The 18,527-nt window shown below is 73.8% G+C and carries 14 protein-coding genes; 11 read left to right on the top strand and 3 right to left on the bottom strand.

All coding sequences use genetic code 11. The annotated features are described in order from the left end of the window. Positions 1 to 1,944: hypothetical protein (locus QWU11_RS14870; protein WP_290108696.1), on the bottom strand; the 1,944-nt coding region annotated here is incomplete at its 3' end. Between the two features lie 266 nt (positions 1,945 to 2,210). Here QWU11_RS14870 and QWU11_RS14865 point away from each other — a divergent pair. From QWU11_RS14865 to QWU11_RS14850, 4 genes are all read left to right on the top strand, one after another. After that, a complete protein-coding gene (locus QWU11_RS14865) occupies positions 2,211 to 3,416 on the top strand; it encodes a tetratricopeptide repeat protein (RefSeq protein ID WP_290108695.1) in 1,206 nt (401 codons plus the stop codon). Continuing rightward, positions 3,413 to 4,933: an Hsp70 family protein gene (locus QWU11_RS14860; RefSeq protein WP_290108694.1), complete on the top strand. Its 1,521-nt coding sequence runs from the start codon at positions 3,413 to 3,415 to the stop codon at positions 4,931 to 4,933. Before QWU11_RS14865 ends, QWU11_RS14860 begins: the two co-directional genes overlap by 4 nt. A 6-nt stretch (positions 4,934 to 4,939) precedes the next feature. Continuing rightward, positions 4,940 to 5,455, top strand: a complete 516-nt coding sequence (gene grpE, locus QWU11_RS14855) for a nucleotide exchange factor GrpE (RefSeq protein WP_290108693.1) — start codon at positions 4,940 to 4,942, stop codon at positions 5,453 to 5,455. Between the two features lie 140 nt (positions 5,456 to 5,595). Next, positions 5,596 to 6,429, top strand: coding sequence for a hypothetical protein (locus tag QWU11_RS14850; protein ID WP_290108692.1), 834 nt, complete (start codon positions 5,596 to 5,598; stop codon positions 6,427 to 6,429). On the opposite strand, the gene QWU11_RS14845 is transcribed toward QWU11_RS14850, so the two are convergent. Continuing rightward, on the bottom strand, positions 6,426 to 6,752 hold the full coding sequence (locus QWU11_RS14845; RefSeq protein WP_290108691.1) for a hypothetical protein: 327 nt from the start codon (positions 6,750 to 6,752) through the stop codon (positions 6,426 to 6,428). The two genes, QWU11_RS14850 and QWU11_RS14845, sit on opposite strands and share 4 nt — an antisense overlap. 267 nt (positions 6,753 to 7,019) lie before the next feature. Between QWU11_RS14845 and QWU11_RS14840 the strand changes: the two genes are divergently transcribed. Together QWU11_RS14840 and QWU11_RS14835 are read left to right on the top strand one after the other, a co-directional pair. Then, complete coding sequence (locus QWU11_RS14840; RefSeq protein ID WP_290108690.1) at positions 7,020 to 7,724, top strand: TauD/TfdA family dioxygenase; 705 nt, start codon at positions 7,020 to 7,022, stop codon at positions 7,722 to 7,724. Next, a complete protein-coding gene (locus QWU11_RS14835) occupies positions 7,721 to 8,764 on the top strand; it encodes a hypothetical protein (protein ID WP_290108689.1) in 1,044 nt (347 codons plus the stop codon). Before QWU11_RS14840 ends, QWU11_RS14835 begins: the two co-directional genes overlap by 4 nt. Here QWU11_RS14835 and QWU11_RS14830 read toward each other — a convergent pair. Then, positions 8,715 to 9,851 carry a hypothetical protein gene (locus tag QWU11_RS14830; protein ID WP_290108688.1) on the bottom strand — a complete coding sequence of 379 codons (1,137 nt, stop codon included), beginning with the start codon at positions 9,849 to 9,851 and terminating at the stop codon, positions 8,715 to 8,717. The genes QWU11_RS14835 and QWU11_RS14830 overlap by 50 nt on opposite strands. A gap of 325 nt (positions 9,852 to 10,176) precedes the next feature. Between QWU11_RS14830 and grpE (QWU11_RS14825) the strand changes: the two genes are divergently transcribed. From grpE (QWU11_RS14825) to QWU11_RS14805, 5 genes are read left to right on the top strand one after another with little or no spacing between them, the layout of a single operon-like run. Beyond that, positions 10,177 to 10,764: a nucleotide exchange factor GrpE gene (gene grpE, locus QWU11_RS14825; protein WP_290108687.1), complete on the top strand. Its 588-nt coding sequence runs from the start codon at positions 10,177 to 10,179 to the stop codon at positions 10,762 to 10,764. Further along, the gene (locus tag QWU11_RS14820; protein ID WP_290108686.1) at positions 10,761 to 12,392 is read left to right on the top strand and encodes an Hsp70 family protein; all 1,632 of its coding nucleotides are present in this window, start codon (positions 10,761 to 10,763) and stop codon (positions 12,390 to 12,392) included. The genes grpE (QWU11_RS14825) and QWU11_RS14820 overlap by 4 nt, the downstream gene beginning before the upstream one ends. 3 nt (positions 12,393 to 12,395) lie before the next feature. After that, positions 12,396 to 15,020: a hypothetical protein gene (locus QWU11_RS14815; RefSeq protein WP_290108685.1), complete on the top strand. Its 2,625-nt coding sequence runs from the start codon at positions 12,396 to 12,398 to the stop codon at positions 15,018 to 15,020. Continuing rightward, on the top strand, positions 15,017 to 16,201 hold the full coding sequence (locus tag QWU11_RS14810) for a hypothetical protein (protein ID WP_290108684.1): 1,185 nt from the start codon (positions 15,017 to 15,019) through the stop codon (positions 16,199 to 16,201). The genes QWU11_RS14815 and QWU11_RS14810 overlap by 4 nt, the downstream gene beginning before the upstream one ends. 7 nt (positions 16,202 to 16,208) lie before the next feature. Then, positions 16,209 to 18,527, top strand: a complete 2,319-nt coding sequence (locus QWU11_RS14805; protein ID WP_290108683.1) for a GTPase-associated protein 1-related protein — start codon at positions 16,209 to 16,211, stop codon at positions 18,525 to 18,527.

Raw genomic sequence — 18,527 nt, 5'->3', positions numbered from 1 at the left:
GCGCCCGTCGGTCTGGCGGCCCGCCGCGGCGCCGCGCGGGGCCGCCCCGCCCGCCCCCCGCCCCTCCCCGCCCGCCCGCCGGCGCCCGCGCGGGGGGCGGGCGGGGGGGCGGGGGGCGCGGGCGCCGCGGCGCCGCGCCGAGGTCCTGAGTCGCTTCTTTCGCGGCGTGGGCCCCCCCCGCCGCCCCCCCCCGCCCCCCCCCCCCCCCCTCCCCCCCCCCCCCCGCCCCCCCCCCCCCCCCCCCCCCCCCCCCGCCCGCCGCCGCCCCCCCCCCGCCCCCCCCGCCCGCCCCCCCGCGCCCCCCCCCCCGCCCCCCCCCCCCCCCGCGGCCAGCAGCACGCGCGCGGCGTGCGAGAGACGGGCCGAGACCCGGTCGGCGAACCACGGCGAGAGCACCGGGGCGTCTCTCAGCAGCTCGATCGCGTGCTGCGGGCGTCCTTCGGCCCGCGCGATGCGCGCGAGGAGGACCTGGGCTCGCTGGATCCGGTCGCTGGCCGGCACGGACGTCGTGTGGAACTGCCGGAACGCCTTCCTCGCGGCCTCGTACGCCTCGCCCGGATGGCCGGCGGAGACCAGCGCGTCCGCGAGCAGGATCTGGGCGTTCGCGAGGGCGTTCGCCCCGAAGTCGTCCGGCGAGGGGGTCCGGCTGGCGAGGATCTCCGTGGCGCGGACGACCCCGCGTACGACCTGGCCGGCGCGGATGGTGGCACGGGCGAGCAGCTCGTCCGTCAGCGAGAGGCGGCGGCAGGCCGCCCGGCGCGAGGCCTCGTCGGCCGCCTGTACGGCCAGCCGCTCGCGTCGTTCGCGCACGTCGGCGGCGAGGCCGAGTGCGGCCAGGACCTCGCCCGACTCCAGGGCGACCTCGGCGAGATTCTGGTCCGCGCGCGCGGCGAGGGAATGGTCCCCGGCCGCCTCGCGCGACAGGTCGAACGCCTCGCGCGCGGCGGCGAGCCGGCCGTACCGCATCAGGGACAGCCCGTGCCGCGCGGCGGCGTCGCTGAGCGTCCGCCGGTCCGCGGACGCCTCGCTCTCGTCGCGGCCACTGAGTGTCCGCAACTGGCCGACCAGCCGGGCACCCTCTTCGGCGCTGCGCGCGTGGAGGGTGCCCGCTTCGAGAAGCACCCGTATCACCACCGCGTGCGCGTACGCCTCCGCGCGCGGGTCGGTCCTTCGCTGGCGGGTGGCCGCGAGGCTGCGTTCGGCGGCGTCCAGCTGGCGCACCCACGGCCCGGCCAGCCGGAGCAGGTCGCGTTCGTACCAGTACGCCGCCAGCCCGTACCCGATGCGGTCGATCGGCCCTTCGAGGTCGGCCATGCACGCGCGGAAGGCCAGGTCGGACAGGCTCTGCGCGCTGCGCTGGATCTCCTCCTCGGGCGGGTCGGTGACGGCCTGCGCGGCGACGCGTACGTGCTCGGCCAGGAAGTCGGCGAACGCGCTGATGCGGAACCCGAACCCCTCGGCGGCGACGCGGCCGAACGGGCCGGCGGCCCACTCGTGCACGGCCGTGGCCGAGCCGGCGCGCTTCTCGGAGGTGCCGACGTCGCCGATGCCGAACGCCACCTGCGTCATCAGCATGCGCTGGGCGCGGTGGAAGCGGACGATCTCGGTGAGCGCCTCGGCCAGCCGCTCCTGGGCCGCGGCGAGCGAGACCGGAGCGGGCTGGTCCGGCACCTTCGCCAGGCGTTCGCGGTGCTGCCGCCACGCGTGGAAGGCCGCGAGGGCGACGAGGACCCGCCGGCTCTTGACCTCGGAATACACCCAGACGGCGCTGCGCCGCCCGCGGCGCGAGCGGCCGTCCTTGTCCGCGTCCATGCGGACCGCCGCGGCGATGTCCTCGGTACGGGCCGCGTGGTAGTCGCGCGTGCGGAGTACTTCGACGGCCGCGGCGGCGATAGCGGCGAGCCGATCTTCACCCGCCTGATTCGCGGATTCGGGTGACGCCACTATGTACTCCTCTGGCATGTACCTGGGGATTTGCCCCATACATCCCTTTCAAGACGATGCAAACCTTAGCGCATGGTCGTACGTCTTAGGGATGCGGGGAGCTTGTGTGAAGGATCGGGCGTAACAGTTACATAACGTGCGACATCCATCACACACTAAATATATTTTAGTGGACAAAAGTAAATCCACCTGGGGGAACGTCACAGTGCCGTCATCATTAGCCCGAGCCAAGCCCTGCTGGGCCGGCGGCCGGGCGGGGGAGTGACATGGACGATGCTTCAAGCCCCGATCCATTCGTCGACTACTACCAGCTCATCGGCGTAGGGCCCACCGCTTCGGCGGAGGAGATCGACAAAGCGATCAAGGACAGGCGCCGCAAGGTGCGCAAGCAGACCGGCTCGCCGATCCTCGAGAAGCGCCAGCAGGCCGAGCAGACCATGGGGCGGCTGGCCACGGCGCAGAAGATCCTCCTCGACCCGCAGGCCCGCGCGGACTACGACGAGCGGTACCGCATCCACCGTGGCGGCGGGCCTTCGGAGGGCTCCGCGCCGGCGGACGCCTCATCGGGGAGCGGCGCGGCGCCCGTCGGCGACGTGGTCCGGCGCATCCGCGCGGCACTGGACCAGGCCGACTTCCGCACGGCGGGCGTGCTCACCGCCGAGGCGGTGCGCACCTACGACACGGCCGAGGTCTGGGGCCTGCACGCGCAGGTCCTGTCCGCGGTCAACCAGCACATCAACGCCGTGGAGGCCGGGCGCAAGGCCGTCGACCGCGATCCCGGCAACCCCGACTACCACTACCAGCTCGCCCTCGACCTGAGCGCCGCGGGGAACAACGTCGCGGCGATGGACGCCTACGAGGCGGTCGTCCGGCTCGCGCCTGACAACCCGCTCGGACAGGTGGGCCGGGCGCAGCTCCTCTGGAGCGTCGGCGAGGAGGAGGCGGCGCTGGAGATCCTGGAGCCGCTGTCCCGGCGCTTCGGCGAGCACCCGCTGGTCGCCGAGCTCTACGCCCTGGCGCTCGCGAGCAAGGCCGACAAGGTGCCGAGCGAGCGGTACAGCGACGGCAACACCTACATCACCTCCGACGCCGAGATCACGCAGATGAGTGACCTGCTGCAACGCGCGATCCGCCAGCCCTTCGACGACCCCGAGCTACGCGAGAGCCTGGAGGAGATGCACCGGGAGGTCCTCGCCCACCGTGACCGGAAGTTCGTGTTCTTCCTCTTCACGAGCGTGCGCTGGACGTTCGCCTGGTGGCTGGCCGCGTGGATCTCCACGGTCACCGCCGTCGCGACCATCGGCCTCACCGCGGACTGGCTGCTCATCGCGCTGTGCGTCGACGGGCTCGTGTTCTGGCGCGCGTACGCGCCGCGGTGGCGGCACAACAAGCGCCGCCGCAACGCTCGGATCGAACACCGGATCATGCAGAGCCGGCTCGAACAACTGCGTAGAGAACTGGGGCAACTGTGAAGGCCATCGGCATCGACCTGGGCACGACCAACTCCGTCAGCGCCACGGTGGACCCCACCGGCCGGCCGCTGGCCATCCGCAACAGCGAAGGGGCCAACACCACGCCCTCCGTCGTCCTCATCGAGGAGGACGACACCGTCCTGGTCGGCGGGCTGGCCCAGCGGCAGGCCGTCTCGCGCCACGCGGACGTCATCCAGTGGGTCAAGCGCGAGATGGGGAACACCACCTGGCGTTTCGTCTCCGCCTCCGGCCGGGAGTACACCGCCGAGGAGGTCTCCGCGCAGATCCTGCGCAAGCTGGCCGCCGACGCCGAGCGCACGCTCGGCGAGCCCGTCACCCGCGCGGTCGTCACCGTGCCGGCCTACTTCGACGACTCCCGGCGCCAGGCCACCAAGGACGCGGGCAGGATCGCCGGGCTCGAGGTCATGCGCGTCATCAGCGAGCCCACGGCCGCCGCCCTCGCGTACGGCTTACACGAGCGGCAGGCCGGCGTCTGCCTGGTGTACGACCTCGGCGGCGGGACGTTCGACGCCACCGTGATCCGGATCGAGCGCGGCGACTTCACGGTGCTGGCGACCACCGGCGACCGCAACCTCGGCGGCTACGACTTCGACAACCGCATCATGACCTGGGCCAACGAGCTCGTCGTCGGGCAGGGCGCGGAGGACCAGTTCGACGACGGGGGCTCCGAGGCGCGGCTGCGCGACCAGTGCGAGGCGGCCAAGCACCTCCTCAGCCAGCTCGACAGCGCGCCGATCTTCATCGACTCGGGCGACAAGCACGCCAAGCTCGAACTCACCCGGAAGATCTTCGAGGAGCTGACCGCCGACCTGCTCACGCGCACGGTCGAGATGGTCGAGGAGGTCGTGCAGGCGGCGGGCCTGCCGATGACCGCCCTCGACGAGGTGCTCCTCGTCGGCGGGTCGACCCGGATGCCCATGGTGGGCCGGGCGGTCGAGCGGGTCACCGGCCGGCGGCCCAACGCCACCCTGCACCCCGACGAGGCGGTCGCGCTCGGCGCGGCGATCCAGGCCGAGATCCTGGTGGCCGCCGAGACCGGCAATGCCTCGCCCGTGGGCGCGCCGCAGATCAACGACGTGACCGCGCACGGCCTGGGCGTCATCGCCCTGGACGACAACGGGCGCGAGCGCAACTTCGTGATCCTGCCGGCCAACGCGCGCATCCCCCAGCGGGAGAGCCAGCTCTTCCGGACGGTCGTGCCGAACCAGACCGAGATCAAGGTCAGGGTGACCGTCGGCGACGAGGAGGACCCGGCCGACGTGGAGATCATCACCAGGGACAGCCAGGGCGTCGAGCTGTCAGTCCCCCCGTACCCGGCGGGTTCGCCGATCGAGGTCTTCATCGCCTACGACATCGACGGGACCGTGCACGTCGAGGTGATGGACCTGGTGGCGAACCGCTCGCTCGGGGAGTTCCCCATCGACCGGCGCAACAACCTCCCCCAGGAGCAGGTCGAGCGGCTGGCGCGCGACCTCAGGACGGCGACGATCCGGTGACCGCCGATGAGTAAGCACTCCGCCGGCCCGCCCGCGGGCGGCGACGACCTCATACGGATCCTCGACGAGCTTCGCGACCTGTTCCGCCGCAGGCTCCTCGACGACCGGGACAAGCGGCTCCTCGTCGAGGAGCTCCACGACCGGGTACGGCGCGCGGAAGAGGGCGTCGCGCTGGAGTACCTCCTCCCGCTGATCTTCCGGATCATGCTGGCCGTCGACCGTCTCGACGACTACTCCGGCGCCGACCCGGACTTCGTCGCCTCGGTCCGCGAGGAGATGCTCCTGGCCTTCAGCCAGCACGGCATCGAGTCCATCGACGCGCTCGGACCGGTCGACCCCGCCTTCCACGAGGTCGTGGACGTCCAGGGCGGCGACCGTACGGGCACGGAGCTGCTCGTCGGGCGCGTCATCCAGCGCGGCTACCGCTACGGCGGCCGCCTTCTGCGGCCGGCCCGCGTCTCGGCCGTACCGGCCGGAGAGCCGTCCCTCCCCGAGAACGGGACCGGCCTCCCTCAACGATGAAGTCCGGCGGCGGACGCCCCCGAAGCGGGCCGTCCGCCGCCCGATCGCCAGGAAAGGCGATGACGATGCGCTGTCCCACGTGTACTCACAGCACGCCGATCGGCCGTTCGACCTGCACCCGGTGCGGGGCGTTGCTGACCATGACCATCCTGACCGACCCGAGGTCGGCCGCGCCCTCGCGAGCCCCGGAGACGCCTCCGCCGCCGCGCACCGGGGCCGGCGACCCGGCGGCACCCGTTCCGGCCGGGCACCCGCCCTGGCTGGTCCCCGCCTTCTGCGGAATCGTCGGCCTGTCCGTTCTGCTCGCCGCGGTGGGGATCCGCGCGAGCGTGGGCGACTCCTCCCACGAGGGCACCCGTGTGAGCGTCGGCACGTCAGGCCCGACGCTGGACTCCGGGCCGACCGGCTCCACGTCCGACGGCGACGGCGGCTCCTCGGTGGACGGCGACGGCGACGGGACCGACTCTCCGGCCGGCGGCACCCCGGACAGCCCGGCCGAGGCGGCCTCCGGCGACGGCGGCGTGGCCGACTCGGCGAACGCCTCCGACCAGGCCACCGCGTTCAACGAGCTGCTGGAGAGCAGCGCCGCCACGCGGAAGGAGCTCCCGGGGGACCTGCAGACCTGCGACGGCGTCAGCGGCGCGATCGGCACGCTGGAGCAGGTCATCGGCGAGCGCGAGAGCCAGCTCAGCCGGGCGCAGAGCCTGACCGTCGACGCCCTGGAGGGCGGTGAGGACCTGCGCACCTCGCTCGTGACCGCCCTGGAGGACTCCCTCCGCGCGGACCGCGCGTACCTGGCGTGGGCGAACACCGTCCAGGGCTGTACGGGCGACGCCCCCACCGACGACTCGGACCACGCCGAGGCGGCACAGGCCGACGAGGACGCCGGCGACGCCAAGGACGACGTGGTCAGCGCGTGGCGGCCCATCGCCGACCAGTTCGGCCTGCCCACCCACGGCGACGGGATGATCTAAGGAGTCGTGCGGAGCGAGACGGACACGGTCAGCGTCTCGTCGCCGTCCTCGCCCGCCCGCTCGTGCCGTCTCAGCTCCACGAGCATCCAGACGCCGTGCGGCGGGGGTACGGCGGGCGGGCCCTCGCCGTCCTCCGTACGCGAGGAACGATGGACGAGGATGCCGATCCCCATCATGCACACCGCCCAGCGCAGGTCCGCCGAGACGAGATCACCGAAGAACGACAACACCGCGAACACCACCGAGACGAACGCCGTGAGGTGGGACTCGACGTCGCGGCCGGCTCTGAGGTCCCGGCCGATGCCGGTCAGCTTCTCGTTCACGTGAGCTCTCCCTGGCAGTCGGCGCCTGTCACGATCCAGTAGACCGTCGTGGCCGGGCCGGTCCCGGGACGGAAGCGGGCCGGTTCGTGGGCGAGATCCGTCCCCTTTCGGGCCGGTTTCCGGGCGCGGGGCCCGCGATCTCCGCCCCGTACGCGCCTCACGGTCCGCCGTACGCCCCGAAGACGCCCGGCCGGCGCACCGCTGTCCGCCCGGCGCGCCGGATTCGCTGGTGAGCACACGAATCGGGCGCCCCGCAGGAGGCGGATCATGAAGGCTTCGATCGACGATTTCCAGGCGGCGAAGGAGACACTGGCTCACCGCGGCTGGGCCGTGCTGCGCGGCCTGCCGTTCGTCCACGACGGCGAGCCGGACATCTCGAGCATTCTCCGTACGGCGGCGTGCTTCGGCCGGCCCTCGGACCGGGAGGGCGGCACACCCGCCTGGGCCGTACGGCCGGCGTCCGACGACGCGAGGCAGACGTTCTCCCGCCGTACGGGCGGAGCGACGCTCCACACCGACGCGCAGTACCGGCGGGTGCCCGAGCATCTCGTGTGCCTGTTCGCCGTACGCCCGGCCGACGACGGCGGGACCACCCGGATCCTGAGCGCGTCCGACGCCCGTACGGCGCTGCGCGGCCACGAGCGTGAGCACCGGCTGCTGGAGCGGCTCGCCCGCCCGGACTGGGCCTGGCGGGTCCCCGCGCCGTTCGACGGCGAGCCCCCGTTCCGCGCGGCCGTGCTGCCCGGCGACGGCACCATCCGCTGGCGGGTCGACAACCTCGCGGCGGGCGCCGACCGGGAGACCGCCCGTGAGTTCGCGCAGCGGCTGGAGACGGCGCCGCAGGTGATCGAGCTGCGTCTCGGCGTGGGCGACGCCGTCGTCCTGGACAACCGGCGCGTGCTGCACGGCCGTACGTTCTTCGCGGACCGCCGCCGCTTCATGGTGCGCGTCCGCCTGTGGGACCGGCCGTGAGCGGCGCGGTGACCGCCTGGGCCCGGTCCGCCGTCGTGGCGGCCCTGAGCGTCCCGGCCCGGGGGTGGGAGGCCGACATCTGGACCGTACGCGGCTTCGCCGAGGTCGCGCTCGGGATCACGCTGCTGGAGGCGCCCGAGGCGTTCGCCGAGCTGGACCAGGCACTGCGGGAGGCGCGGATCCCGGCCGGCGGCCCCGCCGCCGACCGCCTGCGGAGGCTGCGCGCGATGGCCGGTCCGATCCCGGCCTACTACCCCGAGGCGATCCCGCTCGCGCCGATCCGGGCGACGCGGGAGCCGGCGCGGCGCGCGGCGGCCCTGCTCGTGGAGTTCTGCGACGAGGTCGCGAAGGCCTCCTCCCAGCGGGGGGCGATCCGCGTGGACACCTCCATCCCCGAGGACAGCCCGGGGCAGCTGCGGTGGGGCGCGCGCTACCGTCCCTCGCCCAGCGGCCTGGACCCGGCCGTGGCCGAGCGGACGCTCCCGCCCGGCCTGCTGTGGCGGAGCTGGTTCCGGCTGCCGTGGCCGGAACGGCCGGAGTTCGTCGTGGTCGAACGGCCGGCGCGGATCCCCGTGGTGCAGCGCCTCGTCTGGCGGGGCATCCACGACGGCGCGCACCTGGACCACATGGCGGCGCTCGCCGCGCTGAGCGGCACGGCGCCCTCGCCCGCGGAGTACGGCTGGGGGCTGGCGGTCGCGGAGTCGTACGCGATGGCGGTGGAGATCGGCGCCACCGTCGCGTGCCTGCTGAACGGCGAGACGGCCGCGACGTCGGTCCTGCGGAAGGGATTGCTCGAACGTGTCGCGCGGCTCACCGGGCCGGACATCACCGAGTTCGGCGCCCTGCCGGAACTCGCCGAGGCGTACGTGGTCGGGCCGCTGCGCCTGCTGGTGGGCGACTCGCCCGGACCGCTGCTGCCGGACGCGCTCATGGGGCCGCTCACGCGGCACTGGGCGGCGCTGTGCGCGGCGTTCCCGCCGGCCGCCGAGCTCACCCGGGCGGCTCGTGAGCTGACGCCGCTGCCACTGAGCCGGTCGTGACCGTGACCACGATCGCCTCGGCCTGCGGAGTGGAGTGGGTGACCAGGTGGATCCGCCAGGGGTCGTCCTCGGCCAGCTCCTGTACGAGGGCGGCCCAGATCCAGGAGAAGCTCGTCGCCGCGGACACGCCGCCGTGTCCCGCGCCGAACAACGGCAGGCAGATCGAGGACAGCGGAGGGGAGTACCGCTCGCGTTCGGCGGCGGCCAGCCGTAAGACGTTGCGCACGGCGATGGCCACGACGTCGGCGGTGACGCTGTAGTCGTCGCGGTCGGGGCGCGGGGTCGCGACGGCGGCGTGGTAGACGCGCCGGATCCCCTCGCTCGCGAGCGCGCCGGGACCGGTCGCCGCGACGGTCCCCGCCGCGACCGGGAACCCCACGCGCCCGTTGCGCTGGAGCCACTCGATCAGCTCGCGCTGGATCGTGTCGTCGACGACCTCGCCGGTCGGGCTGCGTAACGCGCCCGCCCTGCGGATCGCGGCCGACACGGTCGGCTTGAAGAGCTTGGACATCTCCAGGCTGACATTCTCGGAGGAGACGATGACGTCGATGTCGCGCAGCAGCTCGACCGGCATGACGTGCAGGGTCAGCTCGTGCCGTGCCCGGCCGACCGGGAGGGCCAGCGGCACCGTGGTACTCCCGCGGTGCAGGCCGTCGAGCGAGGGGGCGGGGGCCTCGGCCTCGCGCCGGACCGTCGTCTGGCAGAGCTTGAGGATCTCTTCCGCGACCTGCTCGACGACGAGCCGCTCGTGGTGTTTACGAAAGCGTTCGACGCTGACGCCGTACGTCTGGGCGGCACGCCGCCGCCGCTCCCCGATGCTCCAGCCGCGCGTGCCGCCGGCGACCCCGAAGGTGTACTCGGCGGCGACCGCGAGGTCCCCGCCGCCGAGCCCGTCGATGGCCAGGCGGACGAGCGCCTCGATGGCGGCCGGCTCACTCGCCTCGCCGGGCAGGTCGCAGCCGGCCGCGGCGTCGTAGAGCGCGTCGAGCGGGACACCGCGCAGGCGGACCAGCCCGTTCCTGCGGAGCCGTCCGAGATCGGCCACGAGCCGCTCGTGCGTCAGAGGTGTCCTCTCCGGCCTTGGCATGTCCTCAGTATGCAACCGGCCGCAGCGGCCGGGCGGGTGACCATCCCCGAACTCGGGGCTGGCACATGTCCTGAAGTTCCCGCAAATATGTAGGACGTAGCAAACCATAGCTGACTATGGTGCGCCTCAGTGGCGATGCCGTTGCACTACGGGGGCTCGCCCGGGGTGGGGACGCGGAAGGCGACGGAAGGACCGGGGGATGACCGACGACTCAGCCGCTTCACCGTGCCCGCCCACGTCCGCGCCCGCGGTGGCCGAAATCGCGTTACCGGACAGCGTCTCGGCCAGAGTGCCCGCCTTATCTCAAGGACCAGGGAGAACTCCAGTGCCCGATGACGAACCGAAGCCCGTCGAGGCGGTGGCCGCCCCGCCCGACGAGGAGAACGAGACCCCGGCCGAAGAGGCCGCCGAAGCGCCCGACCCGTTCGCCGAGGTCGGTGAGCGGCTCGGACGGGTCGAGGCGGAGGTCGCCGAGTTCCATCGCCGCTCGGCCCATCGTGAGGCGGTCATCGACCGGCTGCACGAGGAGAACCAGCGGCTGCGCGGGGGGCTCGACAAGGCGGTGCTGCAGCCGGTCGTGGCGGACCTGATCCGGCTGTACGACCAGCTCGACCGGGAGGCGCGCCGGCTCGGGGCCGACGCTCCCGGCGGCCCGCTCTTCCGCTCGTTCGCCGACGACGTCGCGCTGATCCTCGACCGCTGCGGCATCGAGGTCTTCACCGCCGACCCGGGCGACCCGTTCCAGCACGACCGGCACCGACCGCTCGCGGTGGTGCCCTGCGACGACGAGAGCCGGCACAACACCGTGGCCGAGGTCATCGCCGCGGGGTTCGCCGAGCGTGACACCGGGCGCATCCGGCGGCCGCTCCAGGCGCGTTTCCACCAGTTCGAACAGCACAGTGAGGCCCCATGACAACCTACGGAATCGATCTCGGCACGACCTACTCGTGCATCGCCTACGTGGATGAGACCGGGCGCGCGGTGGTCGCCAAGAACGCCGTCGGCGAGGAGACCACACCCTCGGTCGTCTACTTCGAGTCCGGGCAGAGCGTGGTCGTCGGCCGCGCGGCCAAGAACTCCGCCATGCTCAACCCCGACCTGGTGGTCGAGCTCATCAAGCGGCAGATCGGCCAGGGCGACGCCCGGCGGGAGTTCCACGGCGAGTCCCACGCACCCGAGTCGATCTCGGCGCTGATCCTGCGGGAGCTGGCGCGCAACGCCGAGGAGGACACCGGCGAGCCGGTGAAGGACGTCGTCATCACGGTGCCCGCCTACTTCGGGGTGCTGGAGCGCGACGCGACCCGCAAGGCGGGGCAGATCGCCGGGCTGAACGTCCTCGACGTGCTGGCCGAGCCGGTCGCGGCGGCCCTGCACTACGAGGCGCTGACCGAGGACGCCGGTGTCCGTCACCTCCTCGTGTACGACCTCGGCGGCGGCACGTTCGACACGACCGTCATCCGGCTCGACGGCGGTGACGTCCAGGTGGTCTGCACCGACGGCGACCATCACCTGGGCGGCGCCGACTGGGACTCCAAGATCATCGACTACCTGCTGAACGGCTTCACCGACCAGCACTCCGACCTCGACCCGGGCGGGGACGAGCAGTTCGTACAGGATCTGGCGATCTCGGCCGAGCAGTTGAAGAAGGAGCTCAGCTCCACCCAGAGCCGCCGCCACAACATGCGGTTCGACGGCTCGGTCGTACAGCTCGAACTCACCCGCGACGGGTTGGAGGAGCTCACCTCCGAGCTCCTCGAGCGCACGATGGAGATCACCGAGCGGACGATCGCCACCGCGCGGGACAAGGGCGTCACCCGGTTCGACGACGTGCTCCTCGTGGGCGGCATGACCCGTACGCCGGCGGTGGCGCGGACGCTCAAGGAGCGGTTCGGTCTCGACGCCCGGCTGCACGACCCGGACCTCGCGGTGGCCAAGGGCGCCGCACTGTTCGCCCTCGTACAGCGGGTCAAGATCGGCATGGACGGTGAAGACGGGCCGGGGTCGGGGGAGACCGCCCAAGACGTCGCCGACCAGCTCGGCATCAGCGTCGAGCAGGTCGAGACCATGGCCGCCAAGCGTGTGGCCACCGTGGTGCCCCGTGCGTTCGGCCTCAAGGTCGTGGACAGCAAGGACCCGGTGTTCACGACCGATCCGGACCGTGCCCGCGAGCTCGTCGCGCACCTGCTGACCGCCAACACCGAACTGCCCGCCGACACCGGCCCGCAGACCTTCTACACGGTCACCGACAACCAGAACTCCGTACGGCTGGAGGTCTGGGAGCAGGCCGGGTCGGTCGCCTCCGACGAGCTGGCGCACAACACCCACATCGGGGACGGCATGCTCACCGACCTCCCGCTGCGCCCGGCCGGGGCGCCGTTCGAGGTCACCTTCTTCATGAACCCGACCGGCCTGCTGAAGGTGCACGGCAGGGAGGCCGGCTCCGGGCGTGAGGTCCGCTTCGAGATCCAGATCGGGGGACTCGAAGAGGCCGAGGTTCGGGAGGCCACCAGTGCGGTGGCCCGGTACGAGGTGAGCGGATAGCCCATGGCGCTGGAGCGTGAGCGTTACCGGCTCGAGGTGCTGGAGCCCGCACGCCGTGCGGGCAACGTCCTCCCGGCCGACCTGTTCACCCGCTACGGGGTGCCCAACGTGGTGCCCGACCGGGCCGCCTTCGAGGCCCAGGTCGGGCAGGTGCTCGCCTACTGGCGCGAGCTGCGGAACAAGCGGACGTACGCGGCGCTCGCCACCGCGCTGCTCGCCGCCCACGCCGAGCTCGACAAGGCCGGTGCCCTCAGCCCGCAGGGGTTCGCACGGGAGCGCGAGCGTACGAGCCGCGAGCAGCGGGCCCGGCTCGCGCGGCTCGCCCAGGCGGAGGCGGGCGCGGCGACCCACGTCGGCCCGCTCACCGTCGCCCGGCTCCGCGCCGCTGCGGGCGGCGGCGTGAGCGACGCGCAGGTGCGCAAGGCGATCACGGACGCCGGCGTACGGGTCGTCGACACGCTGCCCCGGCTGCCGGTGCAGGCCCCGCCGAAGTACGCCGACCTGGCCCGGCACGTCAACGCGCTCGGCCTGGGCCTGTGCGCCGAGGCGGTCTTCGGCGAGGACGTACGCCGCGGGTTCCACCTGCTCGGCCACTTCCGGCTCGCGGACGGGCGCCGCCTGGACGACACGGCGCTCGACGCCGCGAGCCGCCGGCTGGAGGCCCTTCCGTTCAACGATCCCGGCAAGACGCCGACCGCGAATCTGCTGGCCATCCTGCGCGCGGCGCTGGGCCGGCCCGGTCAGTTCGAGGCCCTGGTCCTGTGGGAGATCCTCGAACGGCTGCGCCCGTTCGTCCTGGACAAGTTCGTGCAGAAGGTGATCGCGGGCCAGGCGCACGAGCTCGGCCTGGCCGAGGACGACGCCGGGATCCTGGCCGCCGCCATGCTGGCCGGCGACACGGTCGAGGCCGTACAGCGGCAGGTGGCCGAGGAGCTCGCCGGCGGCCGCCTGCGCGCCGCCCAGCGGCTGGCCGCCGGGCTGCCGCCCGCCGATCCGCTGCGGGAGAAGGTCGCGGAACGTGAGGCCGAGGTGGCCGCGCTGGTCACGAGGGCCGACCGGGAGGAGGCCGCCGGGCGCCGCGAGCACGCGGCGCGCCTGCTGTCCGAGGCGATCGCGCTGGCCGAGGACGACGCCGACCTCGCCGAGCGGCTGGCCGCGGTGCCCCCGCCACCCGTGCGCGGGGCGACGGCACGGGTCGACGGGGACCACGTGCTGCTCACCTGGGAGCCGAGCCTCACGCGGGCCGGCCCGGTGCGCTACCGCGTGTGCCGCGGCACCGAGCGGGCGCCGGCCTCGCCCGCCGAGGGCCACACCGTCGCCGCGTCCGTGGACCGGTGCGAGCTCCTCGACCCGGAGGCGCCCACGGGGACCGACCTGTTCTACGGCGTCTTCGCCTCACGCGGAGGCCGTACGTGGTCGCGGGCGGCGGGGACGCCGGCGGTCGTGTTCACGCCGGAGGTCGCCGAGCCGGAGGTGACGGCGCACGACGACGCGGTCACGGCCGCCTGGCGTGCGCACCCCTCCGTCCACTCGGTGACCGTCGTACGCGGCGAGGGCCGTCCGCCGCGCGGCGACGAGGGCGTCCGCGTGACCGCCTCCTCCGACGGCTTCAGCGACACCGGCCTGCGCACCGGGACGGAGTACCACTACCGGATCGTGGCGTGTTACCGCTCGCCCTCCGGCGACCTGCGCCGCTCGGCGGGCGTCACCCTCTCGGCCGTCCCCGCGCCGGCGCCGCAGCCGGTCACCGACCTGGACCTGCGGCTGGGCGAGGGCGCCCGGCCGACCGTCGTGGCCGGCTGGACGCCGGCGGCGTACGGCCAGGTCCGGCTGGTCCTGGGCGCGACGGCCCCGGCGGTCCGTGCGGGTACGAGCGTCGCGCTCGCGGAGGCGGCCCGGATCGGCATGGCGGTCACCGGCGTGCAGCGGGCCGGCCGGGACGGGCGCACGTCGGTGGAGTTCGCCCCGCCGCCGGGCCGGCACTTCCTCACCGCGCTCACCGTGGCGGGAGGGCGCGCCGTCGTCGGCGGCACCGTCGAGGTCGGCCTGTCCGAGCCCGTACGCGACGTGGTGGCCGAACGCCGGCACGACGTCGTCGCGCTGAGCTGGGCCTGGCCGGCCGACGCGGTGGAGGCGCTGGTCCGCTGGCCCGGCGGCGAGCGCCGGTTCACCCACCGCGTCTACCACGACGAAGGTGCCGTCGCCCTCACCGCGGGCCCGGCCGAGACCGCCTTCGACGTGCACGCGGTCTATGCGGACGGGCGTACCGCGCCGCCCGCGCGGGTCACGGTGGCCGCCCGGCCGGTCGCCGTCCACTACCGGATCCGCCGCGCCGGGCCGCTGCACCCGCGGCAGCGCGTCATCGAGTTCACCGCCGAGCGCCCGGCCCGGCTGCCGGAGGTCGTCGTCGTGCGCACCACCGGGAACCTCCCGCCGGACGAGGCCGGCGAGGGCGTGCCGGTGGCGCGGGTCGAGGCGCAGCCGATCGCGCCGGACGCGCCGGTCACGGCCACCGTCGAGCTGCCCGTCAAGGGGACGGCCTGGCTGGGCTGTTTCGTCGCGCCCGACGCTGGAGCCGACGGCGTGCTGCTGTTCCCCCCGCCCCGGAAGGAGATGAGAGTCCGATGAGGCCACTGCCACTGCTGACCGGCACCCGGTTGTACTGCCCGTACTGCTATGAGGAGTTCGCCGAACGCGCCATCGAGTTCCGGTGCAACGGCCGGCCGAGCCGGCAGGGAAGACGCTGCCAGTCCGTCGTGGACGAACTGCTGAGGGCCCGGATCGGCATGGGCGGCGCCCTGCCGCCCGCCTTCGCCGCCGACGGCCGTACGCCGAGCTCTGACTGCCCGCGCTGCGGCTCGACCACCACGACGCGGATCTGCCCGGCCTGCCACAGCCAGCTCCCGGTGCACTTCGGCAAGGTCCGCAGCCGTCTCATCGCGCTGGTCGGCGCGAAGGAGAGCGGCAAGACCGTGTTCATGACCGTGCTCGTGCACGAGCTGATGCACCGGGTCGGCGACCGCCTCAACGCGGCCATCAGCGGCGCGGACGACAACACCCGGCACGCCTTCGCCGAGCGGTACGAGCAGCCGCTGTACCGCGGCTCGAAGCTGCTGGGCACGACGAAGAGCGGGAACCAGGCGCCCCTGGTGTTCCGCTTCACGACCGACGGCCGCCGGTCGCTCGGGACCGGCGGCCCGCAGCACACGCTGCTGTCGTTCTTCGACACGGCGGGTGAGGACCTTCGGTCGCAGAGCTCGGTGGAGGAGAACGTCCGCTACCTGGCCGCCGCCGACGGCATCGTCTTACTCCTCGACCCGCTGCAGATGCGGGGCGCACGAGGGCTCGCCGCCCCCGGCGCGCTGCCCGACCCGGGCACCGCCCGCGACGACCCGGCCACCGTGCTGGAGAACATCACCGACCTCGTGCTCGCCACGGGCGGCCGGCGGCCGAACGAACTGATCAACAAGCCGCTGGCGGTCGTCTTCACGAAGATGGACGCGCTGGCCCATGACCTGAAGGAGACCAGCCCCCTGCGCCGGCCGCCGCCCGAGTCGCCGTACTTCGACGAGCGGGACGGCCAGGAGGTGCACACCGAGATCCAGCGGCTGCTCACCCGCTGGGAGGGCTCGCGCATCGACCAGCTCGTCCGGCTGCACTACCGCCGGTACCGCTACTTCGGCGTCTCGGCCCTCGGCGAGACGCCGACCGCGGACAACCGGATCTCCCCGCGGGGCATCCGGCCGTACCGCGTCACCGATCCGTTCATGTGGATTCTCGGCCGATTCGGCGCCGTACGGACGAAGTGAGGCCGACATGACCTTCCGGCAGCTCTACTACACCTCCTGCGAGAACGGCCTGGCCGGCTACGGGGGCTACCAGTTCAACGCGGTCACGCCCGGAGTCTCGACGCCGATCATGCGCGAGGTCGAGGACGGCACCGTGTACGAGCCCCCGCGCGAGTTCCTGGCCACGCCACCGGAGGATCCGGGCGTCTACCCGGTGGCCTTCTCCCACGCCTTCAGCGAGGCGAGCGAGGCCACGATCACCGCGCAGGTCGTGTTCGCCGGCGACGACTACTCCGGCCGCCCCGGAAACTACTTCGCCCACGCTCTGGTGACCGAGACGCCGGAGGCCGACTTCGGCGCCCTGCTCCCGGTCGAGCTGTGGGGCGCGCCGTTCTGGCGGCGCGTCCCGGTACGGGCCACGGAGCTGCCCGCGCTGTCCGGTCCGCCGGCCCGTGGCGCCGTGGACCGGCCCGACACCCAGGCGTTCCTCGACGCGCGCGGCGGGGCGGCGATGCTGCCGGTCCTGCTGTCGGCGGTGGACCGGGCGATGGCCGGGGACAAACCGGTGCTGCTGGCCGGCCGGGACGCCGCCGAGAACGCCTGGTGGATCGCCGCGCTCTCCTACCTCCTCGGCGACAGGCTCGGCCGCCGTATGACCTTCACCACCTACAGCCACCGGCCCGGGTACACGCGTCACCACGTCATCGGGCTGCTGGCGGAGGCCCTGCCGCGCGACGCCGAACTCGCCTTCCACCTGTTCGACGCCGCGTCCGGCGGCACGCCCGGCATCGCGGTGCACCCGCTCGCCGCGCTCCTCGTCCGGTCCGGGGTGATGGCCACGGCGGGGCTGTGGCAGCAGGCGGGCGCGTTCGCCTCCGGCGGGGAGGCGGACCTGGACGGCTGGTACGCGCCGGTGGCCGCCGCGGCGGCGCTGCTCGGCACCGCCCTCACCGCGGAGGACGTCGCCGCCGTCGCCTCGTGGCTGCCCGCGGCGGCCGGCCGGCTGCCCGCGCAGCACACCGGGGTCGTGCTCGACATGCTGCTGGGCCGGCCGCCGGACACCCTGGACGACGCGCGGGTGCGCGGCCTGCTCGACGTGGCGAGCCGGCTGGGCTCGGGCGGCCGGGTGGAACGCCTGGAAGAGCTCCTGACGGACCGCACCTTCGGGCGCGGCGACCCCATCCGCATCACCACGCCCCGCGTACGCGAGAAGGTGCGCGCGCGGGTCGCCGAGGCGCTGCCGCGCATCGCCCCCGAGGCCGCCCTGACCCTGCTGACCTGGGCCGAAGCGGCGGGCGCCGATCCCTTCGAGGCGGACCTGGAGCGGTACGGGCGCACGCTCGACGCGTCCGCCCCGGAGGCGGCACTCGCCGCACTGCTCGGCGGACGGCCCGCCGTCCTGCACGGCCTGCTCGACCGGCTGGCCCGGGCGACGCCGGAGGAGGCCCGGCGGGCGCTCGGCGGCCCGCTCGCCGGGCTCGTCGGGCGCGGCGACCTCACCGCCCATCCCGTGCTGGCCGAGCAGTGGTGGCTGATCGCGGCGGACGGGGGGAGGGCCGCGCCCCTGGAGGCGTTCGACCGCATCAGGGACCTGCGGCGCACGCCGCTGTTCGACGGCGCCCTGCTGACCCGGCTCTGGCCGAGGGGCTGCCCGCCGGAGGACCTCACCGAGCTCCTCGACGCGGTGGCCGACCCGCCGCCCCCGGACGTCCTGGACTGGTTCGCGCACGAGATCGCGGACGCCTCGCGGGACAAGCGCACCGAGGGCTGGCTGCGGCTCGCCGAGGCGATCGCCGAGCATCCGCTCCTGCCCCGCCTGCCCGTCGACGTGCGCAACGGCGTACGCGGGGCGTCGCGGGTCGCGCCGCTGCTCGGCCGGGCCCGCAAGCGCGTTCCGAAGGGCGACGTCGGGGTGTTCGCCGAGCTGTACCAGGCCTACGAGTACGGCGGCGACGACGTACGGCGGTTACTCCGCCGCGAGCTGTCGTCGCTGCTCGCCCAGGCCGATCCGCTGGGCGCCGCGCTGCGCGGATGCCCGGAGGAGGTCCTCACGGCGTTCGGCGACGACGTGTGGCGGCGGCTGTCGCCCCTGCGCGCGGACCGGACGCTGGCGGCACGCGTCTTCGCCGCCCTCGCCCACTTCGACGTGACGGGCCGGCCGGTGGAGCAGACCCTCGCCATCGCGTTCGGGCCGGTACGCGAGTGGAAGCGGCGCGAGCTCAACGCCCTCGCGCGTCAGCTCGACCCGGAGACGGCGGACCGCTTCCAGGCGTGGCGCGATGAGTACCGGGGCTCGGGCCGCCGCCGGCTGTTCGGCGACGCGCGGTCGTCCCGCGGTGAGAGGTGA

This window comes from Actinomadura sp. DC4 (assembly GCF_030406325.1).
In the GTDB taxonomy this organism is placed as follows: Bacteria; Actinomycetota; Actinomycetes; order Streptosporangiales; family Streptosporangiaceae; genus Actinoallomurus.
Note: the sequence above shows the minus strand (reverse complement) of the source record. Positions and strands in the feature narration are given on the sequence as shown.

What these genes read in the sequence shown, in the direction of transcription:
- QWU11_RS14830 (WP_290108688.1), bottom strand. Translation starts at nt 9,851, where the DNA reads ATGCCAAGGCCGGAGAGGACACCTCTGACGCACGAGCGGCTCGTGGCC.
- QWU11_RS14805 (WP_290108683.1), top strand. Translation starts at nt 16,209, where the DNA reads ATGACCTTCCGGCAGCTCTACTACACCTCCTGCGAGAACGGCCTGGCC.
- QWU11_RS14815 (WP_290108685.1), top strand. Translation starts at nt 12,396, where the DNA reads ATGGCGCTGGAGCGTGAGCGTTACCGGCTCGAGGTGCTGGAGCCCGCA.
- grpE (WP_290108693.1), top strand. Translation starts at nt 4,940, where the DNA reads ATGAGTAAGCACTCCGCCGGCCCGCCCGCGGGCGGCGACGACCTCATA.
- QWU11_RS14820 (WP_290108686.1), top strand. Translation starts at nt 10,761, where the DNA reads ATGACAACCTACGGAATCGATCTCGGCACGACCTACTCGTGCATCGCC.
- QWU11_RS14850 (WP_290108692.1), top strand. Translation starts at nt 5,596, where the DNA reads ATGACCATCCTGACCGACCCGAGGTCGGCCGCGCCCTCGCGAGCCCCG.
- QWU11_RS14810 (WP_290108684.1), top strand. Translation starts at nt 15,017, where the DNA reads ATGAGGCCACTGCCACTGCTGACCGGCACCCGGTTGTACTGCCCGTAC.
- QWU11_RS14840 (WP_290108690.1), top strand. Translation starts at nt 7,020, where the DNA reads ATGAAGGCTTCGATCGACGATTTCCAGGCGGCGAAGGAGACACTGGCT.
- QWU11_RS14865 (WP_290108695.1), top strand. Translation starts at nt 2,211, where the DNA reads ATGGACGATGCTTCAAGCCCCGATCCATTCGTCGACTACTACCAGCTC.